The 13,715-nt window shown below is 72.6% G+C and carries 12 protein-coding genes; 10 read left to right on the top strand and 2 right to left on the bottom strand.

The features are described 5' to 3' along the window. Positions 1 to 27 precede the first annotated feature (27 nt). From ACIPAE_RS01610 to ACIPAE_RS01565, 10 genes are all read left to right on the top strand, one after another. On the top strand, positions 28 to 2,448 hold the full coding sequence (locus ACIPAE_RS01610) for a phosphatidylglycerol lysyltransferase domain-containing protein (protein ID WP_402442197.1): 2,421 nt from the start codon (positions 28 to 30) through the stop codon (positions 2,446 to 2,448). Between the two features lie 1,807 nt (positions 2,449 to 4,255). Beyond that, entirely contained in the window at positions 4,256 to 5,878 is a 1,623-nt protein-coding gene (locus tag ACIPAE_RS01605; RefSeq protein WP_402442195.1) for an ATP-binding protein, read from the top strand. Between the two features lie 2 nt (positions 5,879 to 5,880). Further along, positions 5,881 to 6,315, top strand: coding sequence for a roadblock/LC7 domain-containing protein (locus ACIPAE_RS01600; protein ID WP_328469353.1), 435 nt, complete (start codon positions 5,881 to 5,883; stop codon positions 6,313 to 6,315). Next, positions 6,312 to 6,662, top strand: a complete 351-nt coding sequence (locus ACIPAE_RS01595; RefSeq protein WP_328469351.1) for a DUF742 domain-containing protein — start codon at positions 6,312 to 6,314, stop codon at positions 6,660 to 6,662. The genes ACIPAE_RS01600 and ACIPAE_RS01595 overlap by 4 nt, the downstream gene beginning before the upstream one ends. A gap of 16 nt (positions 6,663 to 6,678) precedes the next feature. Further along, complete coding sequence (locus tag ACIPAE_RS01590) at positions 6,679 to 7,314, top strand: GTP-binding protein (protein ID WP_402442643.1); 636 nt, start codon at positions 6,679 to 6,681, stop codon at positions 7,312 to 7,314. Beyond that, positions 7,311 to 8,555 (top strand): cytochrome P450, encoded by a 1,245-nt coding sequence (locus ACIPAE_RS01585; protein WP_329364694.1) that lies wholly within the window; start codon positions 7,311 to 7,313, stop codon positions 8,553 to 8,555. The genes ACIPAE_RS01590 and ACIPAE_RS01585 overlap by 4 nt, the downstream gene beginning before the upstream one ends. Positions 8,556 to 8,570: 15 nt before the next feature. Beyond that, entirely contained in the window at positions 8,571 to 9,815 is a 1,245-nt protein-coding gene (locus tag ACIPAE_RS01580) for a cytochrome P450 (RefSeq protein ID WP_402442192.1), read from the top strand. A 151-nt stretch (positions 9,816 to 9,966) separates the two neighbouring features. Then, positions 9,967 to 11,436, top strand: coding sequence for a PE-PGRS family protein (locus ACIPAE_RS01575; RefSeq protein WP_402442190.1), 1,470 nt, complete (start codon positions 9,967 to 9,969; stop codon positions 11,434 to 11,436). Between the two features lie 9 nt (positions 11,437 to 11,445). Further along, a complete protein-coding gene (locus ACIPAE_RS01570; RefSeq protein WP_402442188.1) occupies positions 11,446 to 12,018 on the top strand; it encodes a hypothetical protein in 573 nt (190 codons plus the stop codon). Positions 12,019 to 12,025: 7 nt separating this feature from the next. Beyond that, positions 12,026 to 12,394 (top strand): hypothetical protein, encoded by a 369-nt coding sequence (locus tag ACIPAE_RS01565; RefSeq protein ID WP_402442186.1) that lies wholly within the window; start codon positions 12,026 to 12,028, stop codon positions 12,392 to 12,394. A 43-nt stretch (positions 12,395 to 12,437) separates the two neighbouring features. Here ACIPAE_RS01565 and ACIPAE_RS01560 read toward each other — a convergent pair whose 3' ends face one another. Further along, positions 12,438 to 13,301 carry a hypothetical protein gene (locus tag ACIPAE_RS01560; protein ID WP_402442184.1) on the bottom strand — a complete coding sequence of 288 codons (864 nt, stop codon included), beginning with the start codon at positions 13,299 to 13,301 and terminating at the stop codon, positions 12,438 to 12,440. 94 nt (positions 13,302 to 13,395) lie between these two features. Next, entirely contained in the window at positions 13,396 to 13,644 is a 249-nt protein-coding gene (locus tag ACIPAE_RS01555) for a hypothetical protein (RefSeq protein ID WP_329364705.1), read from the bottom strand. Positions 13,645 to 13,715: the final 71 nt, after the last annotated feature.

Raw genomic sequence — 13,715 nt, 5'->3', positions numbered from 1 at the left:
GGGGCGCGCGGCCAGCACCCTTGGCCCATGAGGCACTGGTTGGGCGGCACGCACGGCATGCAGACCTCGGGCGCCGGGCGCGAGCAGCTCTTCCTGCTGCTGGCCGGGCTGGTCTGCTCCTTCCTCTTCATCCGGTTCAGCACCCGGATGATCCGGCGGCAGGTGTCGTGGTGGCCGGGGAACGTGCAGCCGGGCGGGATGCACATCCACCACGTGGTCTTCGGCCAGGTGATGATGATCATCGGCGGGGTGGGCGCGTTCGGGATCAGCGGCGGGCCGGTGGCGCACGACATCCTCGCGGTGGTCTTCGGGATGGGCTGCGGGCTGGTGCTGGACGAGTTCGCGCTCGTGCTGCACCTGGAGGACGTGTACTGGAAGGAGGAGGGCCGGCGGTCGGTCGACGCGGTGATCCTCTCCGTCGCGGTGATCGGGCTGCTGGTGGCGGGCGAGGCACCGCTCGGCGGGTACGTCGGCGGGGGGTCGTACGGGTCGTACGCGGTGGCCGCGGTGCTGCTCGGGTTCGTGGTGCTGTGCCTGCTCAAGGGCAAGGTGTGGACCGGGCTGCTGGGCGTGATGGTGCCGGTGCTCGCGGTGGTGGGCGCGCTGCGGCTGGCCCGGCCGCACAGCCCGTGGGCGCGCTGGCGCTACGCCGCGCGGCCACGCCGGATGGCGCGGGCCGAACGGCGCGAGGAGGGCGCGCGGCGGCGGGTGATGGCCGCGAAGACCGCGGTGATGGACGCGGTCGCCGGGGCACCCACCCCGGTGTCGCTGGCGAAGCGGGCGTCGGCGGTGCCGACGGTCGTGGAGGTGCCGCCGTCGCGGCTGGAGTTGCTGCTGGGCCGGGTGCTGGGGCCGCTGCGCGGGCCGGGCGCGGTGATCGCCGTGTGGTACCTGCGGCTGGCGGCCGCGGTGGACGTCGTCAGCGGACTGGTCGGCCCGCTGCGCGACCGGGTGCGGGCCGCGAGCGGCGGCGGTCACGTCTCCGCGTTCCTGGTCAGCCCCGGATTCACCGGCGCCGCGCTGGCGTTCGTGCTGTCGGTGAGCCTGCGCCGGCGCAAGCGGGCGGCGTGGCTGCTCACCACGGTGGCGACCGCCGCGTACACCGTGGCGATCGCGAGCACCGTCGCGGCGGCGCCGGGGGCGCACCGGCACGCCGCCAACTGGCTGGCGATCGCCCTGACATTGGTGCTGCTGGGCGCGCTGCTGGTCTCGCGCACCGCCTTCAACGTGCGCGGCGAGCGGCGCAACATCGCCGTGGGCCTGCTCAGCCTGGTGGTGGGGGCGGCGGTCGCGGTGGGCGCCGGCACCCTGCTGGTCCAGGCCACCGACCAGGACCCGCCGTCGCGTTGGGGCCCCAGCGCCCGGTACGCGGCGGTACGGACGCTGACGCTGTCGGCGATCTTCGACCACCCCGGGATCAGGGTGCCGTGGTGGGCGGACCTGCTGATCAACCTGATCAGCGTGGCGCTGCTGCTGCTCGTGGTGCTGGCGTTCCTGCGTGCGCCGCGCGGCCGGGACCGGCTGCTGCCCGCGGACGAGCGGCGGTTGCGGGCGCTGCTGCGGGCGGACGGCGGCCGGGACTCCTTCGGGTACTTCGCGCTGCGCCGGGACCGCGCGGTGTGCTGGGCGCCGGACCGGCGGGCCGCGATCGTGCACCGGGTGGTGAACGGCGTGACGCTCGCGGCCGGAGATCCGGTGGGACCGCCGGCCGCGTGGCCGGCGGCGGTCGCGCACTGGCTGGACACCGCCCGCCGGCACGCCTGGGTCGCGGCCGTCGCGCACGCGGGCGACAGCGCCGCGGGCGTCTACACCGCGGCCGGGCTGCACGGCCTGGACTCGGGCGTGGAGCCGGTGGTCGAGGTCGGCGCCCTGCCGGCCGAGCCGGCCCGGCTGCGGCAGGCGATGGAGGGCGCCGGCTACACGGTGGTGGTGCGCCGCGAGCGGGAGGTGGCCGAGGAGGAGTGGGTACGGCTGCGGCAGCTCGCCGACGCGTGGCGGCGGCACGGCCGGGCGGCCGGCGGGGTGCAACTGGGGCGGCTCGGCGACCCGGCCGACCCGGGCTGCGTGATCGCCGAGTGCCGCGACCGGCACGACCGGACCTGCGCGCTGCTGGCGTTCGTGCCGTGGGGCGAGGACGGGCTGACCCTGGCGCTGCTGCGGCACGACCAGGAGTCGGGGCACGGCCCGGTCGATCTCGTCCTCACCGAGGTGCTGCTGCGGGCGCGTACCGGCGCCGAACCGGTGGCGGACGTGGTCCGCGTCTCGCTCAACCTCGCGCCGTCCGACGGCGAGCAGGCGTACGCGGGGTACCGGCCGCGCTGGGTGACCCGGCACCTGCTGTACGAGCGGCGCGCCGAACTCCCCCGGGTGATCGCCGCCGCGGCCTACACCGAGGGCCTGCGCCTCGCCGCCGCACGAACCGCCCGGGCTTCCCACCAGGTGCACTGACCCGCAGCGTTGTGGACGCGGGTCACCACACCCGGGGCCCGCCCGGGGGTGGCCGCGCGGGCGGTTCGGGGGTGCCCCGGCGGCCCCCTCCCTCCGGCCGTTCGGGCACTCCCGCCGCCGGACGCACCCGTCTCCGCGGATTTCCGCTGCCGAATCGCCTGCGCGGTGCGGGAATTCCGGCACCTCGGGTCGGCCGCGAAGGAATCAGCCGGGCGAATTCGCGGCGGGCGCATACGGCAGCCGAATGAGGCGGGCGAATGCGTCAGCCGAATACGCCGTCCGGGAACCGAATACCGGATGTCCGGCCGCGTTCCGGCCGCCGGAATCCGCGCTCGCGGATTCACCCGGGCGGGGCCGGGCGAAAGGCGAAGCGCACCGTGCCGAAAGGGAGGAAGCGCGGGCCGTACGGCCCCCTGCGACCGCCACGGCACCCGCCGCGCGGCGGCCGCGTCCCCGGCGGGCGCCCGCCGGTCGTACGGGCGGCACCCGCACCGCGGACGGGAGCCGAGCGGCCGCCCGGCGGGCGCCCCACCATTGCCGGCACCCGCAATTCCGACCGCGCGGCACCATACGCGGCACGGAACGCGGGGGAAGTCGGCGGCGAAGTCCGCGGCTCGCGGGAAACCCGGGCCGGTGCGGCCGACTTGTACCGCGGTGACCAGCGCGGCGGCGCCCAGGACAGCCCGCACCGGACGCCGTCGAGACGCCGAGCGCGAATGCCAGGCTCTCCCCTGAGATCGGACGGAACGTCAACTCCGGTTCATCCAAACGGTGTTGATATGAAGTCATGATGGGCTGACGCTGCCGAGATCCACGCCCGGACCGCGCCCGGACCAGGGCGAGAAGCCCGCCGCACCCCCGCCCGCCGGTGAAGCGGGGGCCGATCGACCGGTCCCCGCGGGACCGCGGCAGGGGCAGCCGCGCCCGGTCGTCGTCGCGCCGACGGAGGGAAACCGGGCCGCCGCCGTCAAGCCGGCGCCGGCGGATCGTCGCACGCGCCACCCGTTCGCGGTCGGCATTCGCGACTCCAACTCCTTCCGGCCTACGTAACGGTAGGCTCCCTCTCCGTACCTGACCGCGATCGCCTGCGACGCCGGCCCGGGGACCGGTGCGCCCACCATCGCGCCCGCCCCGTGGACTCCACCGCGGCCGCGACTGCCACAACCCTCGAAGGGGTGGAGAATTCGGTTGTCTGATCGAGCGACTCGCCCGAATTCGCCGCCTTCTTCCGCACATATGGGCGGCGAGCAAATGCAGCGGCTTGGCGCGGAACGGCCGCCTGTATATGATCGCAAAGTGGCCGCACCAAGGCCGTTCCCCAATGGCCAGGCACAATCGAATCCAGTACGGCGCCCCGAACCACTCGCACCGCGCGACCGTTCGGCCGGGCGATCAGGACACCACCCACGCCCGCTCGTTCCGGTCGCCGGCCGGCGTGATCCACCGAGCCGCCGCACCCCCGACGGTGAGGACAGGCAAGTGACCACGGCCGTCAGCCGCAGCCTCCGCGAGGACCCGGCCCGGTGGCCGCGCCCCGCCCGGGGGCAGTTATCCGCGGACCCGCCGCCGTCATCGACCGTCAGCGTCTCCCGTGCCGCGGCCGGAAGGGTGTGCCTGGTTCGCGGTGCCCGGTGCGGAGCGTCGCCAGGCGGAGGATCGCCCTCGTACCGGGCGTACGCGGACGACTCCGACCACGCAGCGAGGTGCCGCGCCGGGCGCCGCGAACCGGTGCACCTCTCCGGTCACGGCACCAGAGACCGCCAACCCCGGACGGGCGTTGAGCCGCGTCCAGATTCCTGAGGATCTGATGACCACGTTGATACAGGAGGCGGCAGCTGCGCTGCTGTTGGCCCTCGCGCTGGCCGCCGGCGGTGCGGCTCTGCGGTTCCGCCGTATCGCCCGCACCCGGCAGCGGCAGGCCGAGCAGCAGCACGCACAAAGCCATGCCACGGTCCTGGCCGAGCGAGAGCGGGTACGCCAGCACGCCGAGCAGCAAAGGGCGTTGGAGGACGCGCTGGGCTACCTGGCGTCGGCCGGCCTGGCCGAGGCCACCGCCGCGGCGCTGGAACCCGGCGAGAACCGCGAGGTCGAGTTCGTGCTGCCGCAGCCGCTGGCCGGCACCCTGGCGGCGCAGCGCATCGAGGAACTGGTCTCCCAGCACACCGCGTTGGTCCGGCAGACCCGGCGCGACGCGCAGGACGCCGCCGAGTTGCGGGTCGAGAAGGCCCACGAGGACGCCCGCGACGCCACCCGCGCGGCCGTACTGACCTTCGCCTCGGCCCTGGTGAGCCTCGGTGCCGAACTCGCCGAGGAGGTCAGCGTGGGCGTGCGCCGGCACCACGGCGACGACGCGTACGAGACGCTGATGGAGATCGACCACACCGCCCAGCAGATGCTGCGTATCGCCCAGGGCTACATGGTGCTGTCCGGCGGCACCCTCGGCCGCCGGCTGCCGGCCACCGAGTTCACCGACATCGCCCGGGCCGCGATGGGCCGTATCCAGAACTACGAGCGGGTGCGGGCGCAGGAGCTGGACCAGGCGGTGGTGCCGCGCGCGGTCGAGGCGCTGGTGCACACCCTGGCGATCCTGCTCGACAACGCCGTCCGCTACGCGCCGCCGACCTCCTACGCGGAGGTGTCCTTCCGTACCGGGCACAACGGCGTGACGGTGGTCGTGGACGACGCCGGGCTGCAGATGAGCACCGAACAGCTGGAGCGGGCCCGGGAGATCCTCAGCGGCAAGCAGTCGCTGGACATCCACGCGCTCGGCGCGTACCCGCAGACCGGCTTCCGGGTCGCGGCCCAGCTCTCGGCGCGCTACGGCTTCCGGATCGACCTCGAAGCGCCCAACCTGTTCGGCGGCACCCGGGCGCTGGTGTTCGTGCCCGCCGCGCTGCTGACCACGCTGCCGGCCGAGCAGCCGGCCGGCCACCGCGCGGGCCCCGGCGCCGACCAGCCGTACCTCCCGGCGCAGGGCCACCCGAACGGGCCGCAGCCGGGGCAGCCCGCGCAGTACGCGCAGAGCCCGCAGCCGGTGCAGGCCGCCCACGACCCGCAGCCGTACGCGGCGGGACCCTCGTACGGCTCCGACAGCCGTCACGACGGGTCGCTCGGCGCCCAACCGGCCACCACCGCGAGCGGGTTGACCCGGCGGCGGCGCCGGCCGCAGCCGGCACCCGCGCCCGCCGCACCCGCCGCGCCGGTGGCCGAGACCCGGCCGGGCCGGCCGGACATCGCCGCCGCGTGGGCCGACGGGTCCCGCCGGGGCCGGGCGCTGTCGGAGCAGGCATCTTCAGCGGCCTCCTCCTCGGCGGGGAGCCGGCCGGACCCGGACGAGGGTCCGCGGGAGGACCTGCCGGACCGCCCCTGGGGCACCGACCGGCAGGGCACGTCGGAGAACACGTCGGCCACTTCGAAGGGCGATTCCTGACCATGTTGAAAGCTCACGACGACAATGCGCTGGGGTGGCTGCTCGACGAGCACCTCGGCAATTGCCCGGGCGTGCGGTTCGCGGTCCACATGACATCAGACGGCCTGCTCAGCTCGTACACCAAGACCATCGACAAGGACACCGGCGACAAGCTCGCGGCCGTGACGGCTGCGCTGCGGGCGGCCGGGCTGGCCTGGGCCGAGGTCACCGGGCGGCGGGGTGAGCCCAACTCGGTGCGCCAGCACCTGATCGAGACCGACCAGTGGATCGGGCTGACCTCGGCCGCCGCGGAGAACTCGCTGCTGGCGGTCTGCGCCGAACTCGACAGCGACATCGGGCTGATCAGCGAGCGGATGAACGCGCTGGCCCAGCGGGTCGGCCACGAGCTGGTCAGCAGGGAGCGCCGACCCGTCGGCGAGGGCGGTCGGGCGAGGTGAGCGGCCCGCGGCGTGACCCGGATGTGGTCCGGCCCTACGTCCGCACCGGCGGGCGCAGCCGCCCCTCCCGCGACGTACGCCTGGAGTCCCTGGTGATCGCCGCGCCCGCCCCGGTGCAAGGACTGGAGCCGGACGCCCGCCGGGTGTTCCTGCTGTGCCGCGGCGGGGTGCTGGCGGTGGCGGAGATCGCCGCCGGGCTGGAGCTGCCGCCGTCGGTGGTCAGGATTCTGGTCTCCGGCCTGATCGACTCCGGCCACCTCGCGGCCCCGGTCCGGCGTACCCGCGCCGACGCGCCGTCCACCGACCTGCTGAAGGAAGTGCTGCATGGCCTCCGCTCCATCGCCTGACGCCGGCCTGTCCGAGATGACGGGCCCGTCCGGCGAGACCGCCCGTCCCGACGACGACTCCGCCGCCGAGCCGCTCGGCTTCGACTACCTCCCCTCCACCATCACCCGCTCGGCGAAGCTGCTGGTCACCGGGCCGTTCGGGGTCGGCAAGACCACCTTGGTGGGCACCGTCGCGCCGCTCGTGCTGCGGATGGACGAGCCCATGACCGAGGCGAGCGTCGGCGTCGACGACCTGCGCGGCACCCCGGAGAAGACCACCACCACCGTGGCCATGGACTTCGGCCGGCTGCACCTCAACGAGAGCCTGGTGCTCTACCTGTTCGGCACCCCCGGCCAGGTGCGGTTCAAGCCGCTGTGGGAGGGGCTGGCCGACGGCGCGCTCGGCGCGCTGGTGCTGGTCGACACCCGGGACCTGGACCGCTGCCACGACGTCCTGGACCTGCTGGAGGAGTACGACACCCCGTACGCCGTGGCGATAAACCGCTTCGACGACGGGATGGAGTACCCGCTGGAGGAGGTCCGCCAGGCCCTCGACCTGGACGACGCCACCCCGCTGACCACGTGCGACGCGCGGGACCGGCAGTCGTGCCTGGGCGCCCTGATCACGCTCGTCGAATTCCTGTCCACCCGCCAACTGGAGCCCCGCCCGTGACGTCCCCGCCCTATGCCGACCCCGCGCCCGCCACGCACGCGCCGGGCCGGCGCGTCCCGCTCTACACCGAGGAGTTCGCCGCCGACCCGCACGGCGCCTACGACCGGATGCGGGCGGAGTTCGGCCCGCTGGTGCCGGTGGACCTCTCGCCCGGTGTCCCCGCCACCCTCGTCATCGGCTACGCCCAGGCGCTGCGCATCCTCAACGACCCGCAGCGCTTCCCGGCCGACCCGCGGGTGTGGCAGCGCGACGTGCCCGACGACTGCCCGGTGAAGCCGATGATGGAGTGGCGGCCGAACGCGCTGCGCTCGGCCGGCGAGGAGCACCACCGCTACCGCGGGGCGAACACCGCGAGCCTGGACCAGGTCAACCAGCACCAGCTGCGGGCGACCGTGGAGCAGGTCGCCGCCGAGACCATCGGCCAGTTCAGCCCCACCGGCACGGCCGACCTGCTCACGCAGTACGCCTGGCCGATCGCCTTCCGCGTGCTCAACGAGATGCTGGGCTGCCCGCCGCAGATCGGCCAGCGGGTCGCCGACGGCATGGCCGCGATCTTCGAGGGCGTGGACGCCGCCGCCGGGAACGTGATGCTCGGCCAGGCGCTGCGCGACCTGACCACCAGCAAGCGCACCTCCCCCGGCGCGGACATCACCAGCTGGCTGATCGGCCACCACGCGGCGCTCACCGACGAGGAGATGGACCACCAGCTGGTCACCCTCTACGGCGCCGGCATCGAGCCGACCACCAACCTGATCACCAACACGCTGCGGCTGATGCTCACCGACGACCGGTTCTCCGGCAACCTGCACGCCGGCAGCCTGTCGGTACGCGACGCGCTGGACGAACTGCTCTTCACCGACCCGCCGATGGCGTCGTACTGCGTGTCGTACCCGCCGCGGCCGATGGACGTCGACGGGGTGCGGCTGCCCGCGCACCAGCCGGTCGTCATCTGCATGTCCGCCGCGAACAACGACCCGTCGATCGGCGCCGCACCCTCCCGCCGGGTCGGCAACCGCGCCCACCTGGCCTGGAGCAACGGCCCGCACGCCTGCCCGGCCAAGTCGCACGCCTACCTGATCGCCGAGACCGCCCTGGTCCACCTCGTCGACGCGCTGCCGGAGATGGATCTGGCCGTCCCCGCCGAGGAGTTGACCTGGCGGCCAGGACCGTGGCACCGCGCGCTCACCGCGCTGCCGGTCACCTTCCCGCCCGTCCCCGCCCCGCCCGCGCCCCAGAGCTGAACGGAGCACTCCGCCGTGTCCCTGCCCACCCCTCTCGTCCTGGACCCCACCGGCTCCGACCCGGACTCCGAGCACGAGAAGCTACGCTCCCAGGGCCCCGCCGCCCGCGTCGACATCCTCGGTGTGCCGGCCTGGGCCGTCACCGACCCGACCCTGCTCAAGCAGCTCCTGACCGGCCCCGACGTCTCCAAGGACGCCCGGCAGCACTGGCCGGCGTACGACCACGCGGTCGCGACCTGGCCGCTGGCGCTGTGGGTGTCGGTGCACAACATGTTCACCGCGTACGGCGGTGACCACCGCAGGCTGCGCCGGCTGGTGGCCCCCGCGTTCAGCGCCCGCCGGATAGCCGCGCTCGGCGACCGGGTCGAGCAGATCGTCAGCACGCTGCTGGACCGGCTCGACGAGCTGTCCCACGACGCCCCGGACACCCCGGTCGACCTGCGCGAGCTGTTCGCCTACCCGATCCCGATCCAGGTGATCAGCCATCTGATGGGCCTGCCCGAGGAGCAGCAGGCGGACTTCCGTACCGTGGTGGACGGCGTCTTCTCCACCACCCTCACGCCTGATGAGGCGATGGCCAACACCGTTCGCCTGTACGGGGTGTTGGACGACCTGATCGCCGCCAAGCGGACCGCGCCCGGCGACGACATGACCTCCCTGCTGATCGCCGCGCGCGACGAGGAGGGCGACGGCTCGGCGCTGTCCGAGACCGAACTGCGCGACACGCTGCTGCTGATGATCAGCGCCGGCTACGAGACCACGGTCAACCTCCTCGACCAGGCGATCTCCGCGCTGCTGACCCACCCCGACCAGCTCGCGCTGGTCCGGTCCGGGGACTCGGACTGGTCGTCGGTGGTGGAGGAGACGCTGCGGCTGGAACCGGCGGTGAAGAACCTGCCGATGCGCTTCGCGGTCCGCGACATCCCGCTGCCCGACGGTCAGATGATCGCCGCGGGCGAGGCGATCCTCGCCGCGTACGCCGCGGCGAACCGGCACCCCGACTGGCACGGCGACACGGCCGGGCAGTTCGACCTCACGCGCACCGCGCCCGGCCCCGAGCACCTCGCGTTCGGCCACGGCGTGCACTTCTGCCTGGGTGCCCCGCTGGCCCGGCTGGAGGCGGTGGTCGCGCTGAGCGCGTTCTTCACCCGCTTCCCCGACACCCGCCTGGCGACCCCCGCCGACACCCTCCCCCGGGTGCCCTCCCTGATCACCAACGGCCACCAGACCCTCCCGGTGGTCCTGCGCCCCACCGACTGACGCTCCCCCACGACCCACCCGCGGCGGGCCGCCCCACTCCGGGGCGGCCCGCCGCCTCCTTTCCCCCTCACAGGGCACGGGTTCACCACCCGGTCACCAAGGAACGTTAAAGTTGCCCATGGTGACGACGTGCCTCCGGGGAGGGAATCGCATGGGAGACGGCCGCGACCAGAAGTTGCGCAGCGTGGACCCCGTCGACCTGGAGCAACTGGCCACGCTGCTCGACGGCAAGGGGCCGAACAGCCTCAAGAGCCGTACCGACGCCGCTTTCCGCAGCGCGGCGGCGCTCGGCGCCACCTCCCATCTCAACGGCCTGCGGCCGCTCGCGCGTTGGGCCGACGACACCGCGCCCGACCTGCGCCGCCGCGCGGCCCGGGCCCGCATGAACGCGGGTGACCTCACCGGGGGGTTCCTCTGGGCCGGGTTCTCCGCTCAGGACCTCGCGAAGTACAAGGGCGACGGGCTCTCCCCCGAACTCGCGCTCGTCGCCAACTCCGTCGCCGCCAGTGACGACCCGAAGGCGTCGCAGTTCCGGCGCCGCCCCAATGAGAACCTCGACGACTGGATCGACCGCCTCAAGGCCCAGGCCCTCACCGCCCTCCCCGGACTCCAACCGTTCGAGCCCGCGGTCCAGAGCTACCTCACCAACTTCGGCGACTGGAAAAGCGCCACCGACGCAGCCGGCCACGTCATCTTCCAGGGCTCCCAACTCACCAAGGTGCTGGTGGGGAACTCCTTCAAGAAGGGATGGCTACGGCAGTGGCAGACCTGGGCGGCGACGAAGCTGCGAGGTCCTGGCATCAACCGCCTCGCTGACGTGGCCAGCCGGATTGACCAGTGGGAGCCGAGAATCCGCTCGCTGAGCGCCCCCGGCGCATGGCTTCCCAGCAAGCTGACCTCGGCGCTTCAACACGTTCCAGGATTGAACGGAATGATCGGAGACTTGGCAAGCGATCGCTGGGACCCACTCCGCGAAAAGCCGCTCATGAACCTTGCCTTGCATGGCGTCTCGGCAAACAAGGTGATCAATTTCCTGGTCGGCAATGACAAGCTCGCGAAGCAGTTCGGCGGTCTGACGCACTCCGGCGTCGAGGTCAAGCGCGCGGCCCACGCCAACCTGGCCAGAGTCGGTGCCAAGGCATATCGAGGCCTGCGGGAAGGCACCGCCTTCGAAAACGTCGCGGCCAAGAGCCGCTACGGCGCTGCCCTGAAGGGGCTCGCCACCGTGAGCGAGACCGCCGGCGCGTTCCGCAGCTTCAACATCGTCACGAGCGTCGCCATGACCGGGATCAGCACGGCGAACCTGATATCCGACGGCAATCCCGTCAAGGCGTTCAAGCGCGAGGGTGCCGGCTACGTCGCCGACGCCGCCGACACGGCCTTCAACGCATCCCTGACCGCCACTCTCATCGCACCGAACCCGGTCACCTTCGGCCTCACCATCGCCACCGGCAGCGTCTACGCCGGCGCGGAAGTCGTACAGCACTGGGGCGACATCAAGAAGGGCACGTCAACGGCCACGCACTGGGTGGACAAAACCACGAGCAACGTGACTCATGACATCGCCAGCGGCGCCAAGTCCGCGGCGAAGAAACTCAACCCGACCCACTGGCACTTCTAGGATCGACATATGAGCGGCCTTACCTTCGAGCTGGAACCCTTCAGAAACGAAGCGCAAGAGGGCTTCCGCGGTGTCGCGGGGCCCTACGGCGACACCATGGCCTACTACGTCAAGTCCGTGCGCGATCATCAACCCAACGCGACACTCCGGGCTCAACTCGTCTCCGAGCACCTCCCTGAAGCACACGTCGACGGCATCGGGATGGGCGGGCAACCCTCACCCTACAAAGCGACCCTCGAAGTCGACGGCATCACCGGAAAGCTCAAGTACAACTCCTACGGCCTCACCCGAGCCGCACGCGCACTCCACATCACCTACGCCGACCGCACGTACACCTACGCCTACACGCGAACCCTCAGAACCGACACGGAACTCCGCAGACGCGGCGCACGCATCACCCTCACCAACGGCCGCCGAATTCGCGGAACCGGCCAGGTCCGCAAGGTGACGACGCACGGCGACACCGACGAAGTGGACCTCGCCATAGCCCTCGTCTTCGAAGCCGTCGCCACCGACCCTCTCGACCCCACAGCAGCGCCGCTCTACGGACTCTTCAGAAGCGACACCAATGGGGACGGATAACCGCGAAGTGATCAACCTCACCTTCGAACTCGGACCCTTCGAACTCGGACCCTTCGAAGACGACCCGCAGCGCGGATACCGCGGCACCGCCGGGCGCTACGGCGACGTCATGGCTTTCCACACGCGCCGGCCGAACCATCCCAAGGCCGTGTTCCAGGCCCAGCTGGTCTCGGAGCATCTTCCGGAAGCGCACGTCGCCGGGATGGGCATCATGGGCCAGCCGTCCACTCACAAGGCCACGCTCCAAGTCGGTGGCACAGCAGGCAAACTCAAGTACAACTCATTCGGCCTCACCCGAGCCGCACGTGCACTCCACATCACCCACGCCCAACACGAACCGGACCGCCTCGGTGCCAACACCGTGGGCAGTGGCTGACCCTCCGATGGCCGGCTTCACCTCCGCCGCGTTCGGGGTTGGCCTACGCCGCGTTGCCCTCGTCCGCCAGTTCCGGCTGGTCCGGGAGGAGGTCAGTCAGGCGGGTCCAGAGGGTTGAGGTGGTGGCGGGGGTGAGGTGGAGGGGGGTGGTGGGGTCGACGCCGCCGGGGAGGATCGGCTCTTCCGGCTGCTCGCGCACCCAGTAGCCGAGGGCGCCGCAGTCCCAGACGGCGAGGGCGCGGAGTGCGGTGACGGGTTCGGCCGCGGGCGTGGGCGGGGCGCCCCAGACGACGGTGACGCGCCAGGTGCCGGCGAGCGCGCAGACGAGGTCGGCGAGCAAGGAGAGTTCGGGGTCGGCGAGGGAGCCGTCAGCGGCGGCGAGGGCGGCCCGGGCGAGGAGGGCGCCGTCTTCGGGTGGGACCGGGGCGCCGTCGGCCGTGGCTGCGGCGAGGGCAGCGAGAGCGGCGTCCAGCGCGCCCATGGTGGTCGTGATCCGGGGCGGCACGGCCGGCTCCGGCGCGGAGACACCGTGCAGATTGACCATGCGGGCGATCTCCCAGACCAGGGTGGTCGGGAGGATCGAGAGGTACTCCGACTCCTCCTCACCGGGCCAGCCGTCGTGCGCGATGACGGCGTCCGGGCCGACGACCAGCCCGTGGTGGACCGGACCGTGGCCGCCGGTGACCTCGATCCGCACGACGGCGACGGGATCGGCGAGGGTCTCGATCAACTGCTTGAGAGAGAGGTCGAGTTCGCCCTCGGGCCCGACCAGCCCGAGCTCCTGGAGTTCGCCGAGCGAGGGAAGCAGTTCCTCGGGCGGGGACTGGTGGTCGGAGAGATGGCCGAGCACGGCGATGTGCCGGTCGGCGAGGCGGAACCGGCTACGTGAACTGTCGTACGAAGGCATGCGGGTGGCGCGCTCCTGGTCGGGCCGACCGAACCCGGGCGGCGTGCGGCGGCGTATCGCGGCGTAAGGCGGCACACGAGTGCCGTACGGGCGGCTACTTGAGCTTCTTCGCGTTCTGCTCGCACGTACCCGCCTCGGTGCGCAAGGACTCCGCCACGGTGCGGCACGTGGTCCGCCACGTGCCGAGTTCCCCGCGGGTACGGTCGGCGTGCGGGCCGGACCAGTCCTTCATCGTGGCGGTGGCGAAGGTACGGGCCGCGTCCGGCAACGCCTCGATCTCGTCGGCCAGGCCGCGCAACCGGCTCGCCCTGTCGGTCAGTTCCTGGACGCCTTCCGATGCCATCCGCGCCATCCCCCCAGGTGGGCCGCATATACGAAAACATGATCAGGACCCACGATAGATCCCGGTCCGGC

The sequence above is a fragment of the Streptomyces sp. NPDC087270 genome (assembly GCF_044744625.1).
Classification (GTDB): Bacteria; Actinomycetota; Actinomycetes; order Streptomycetales; family Streptomycetaceae; genus Actinacidiphila.
Note: the sequence above shows the minus strand (reverse complement) of the source record. Positions and strands in the feature narration are given on the sequence as shown.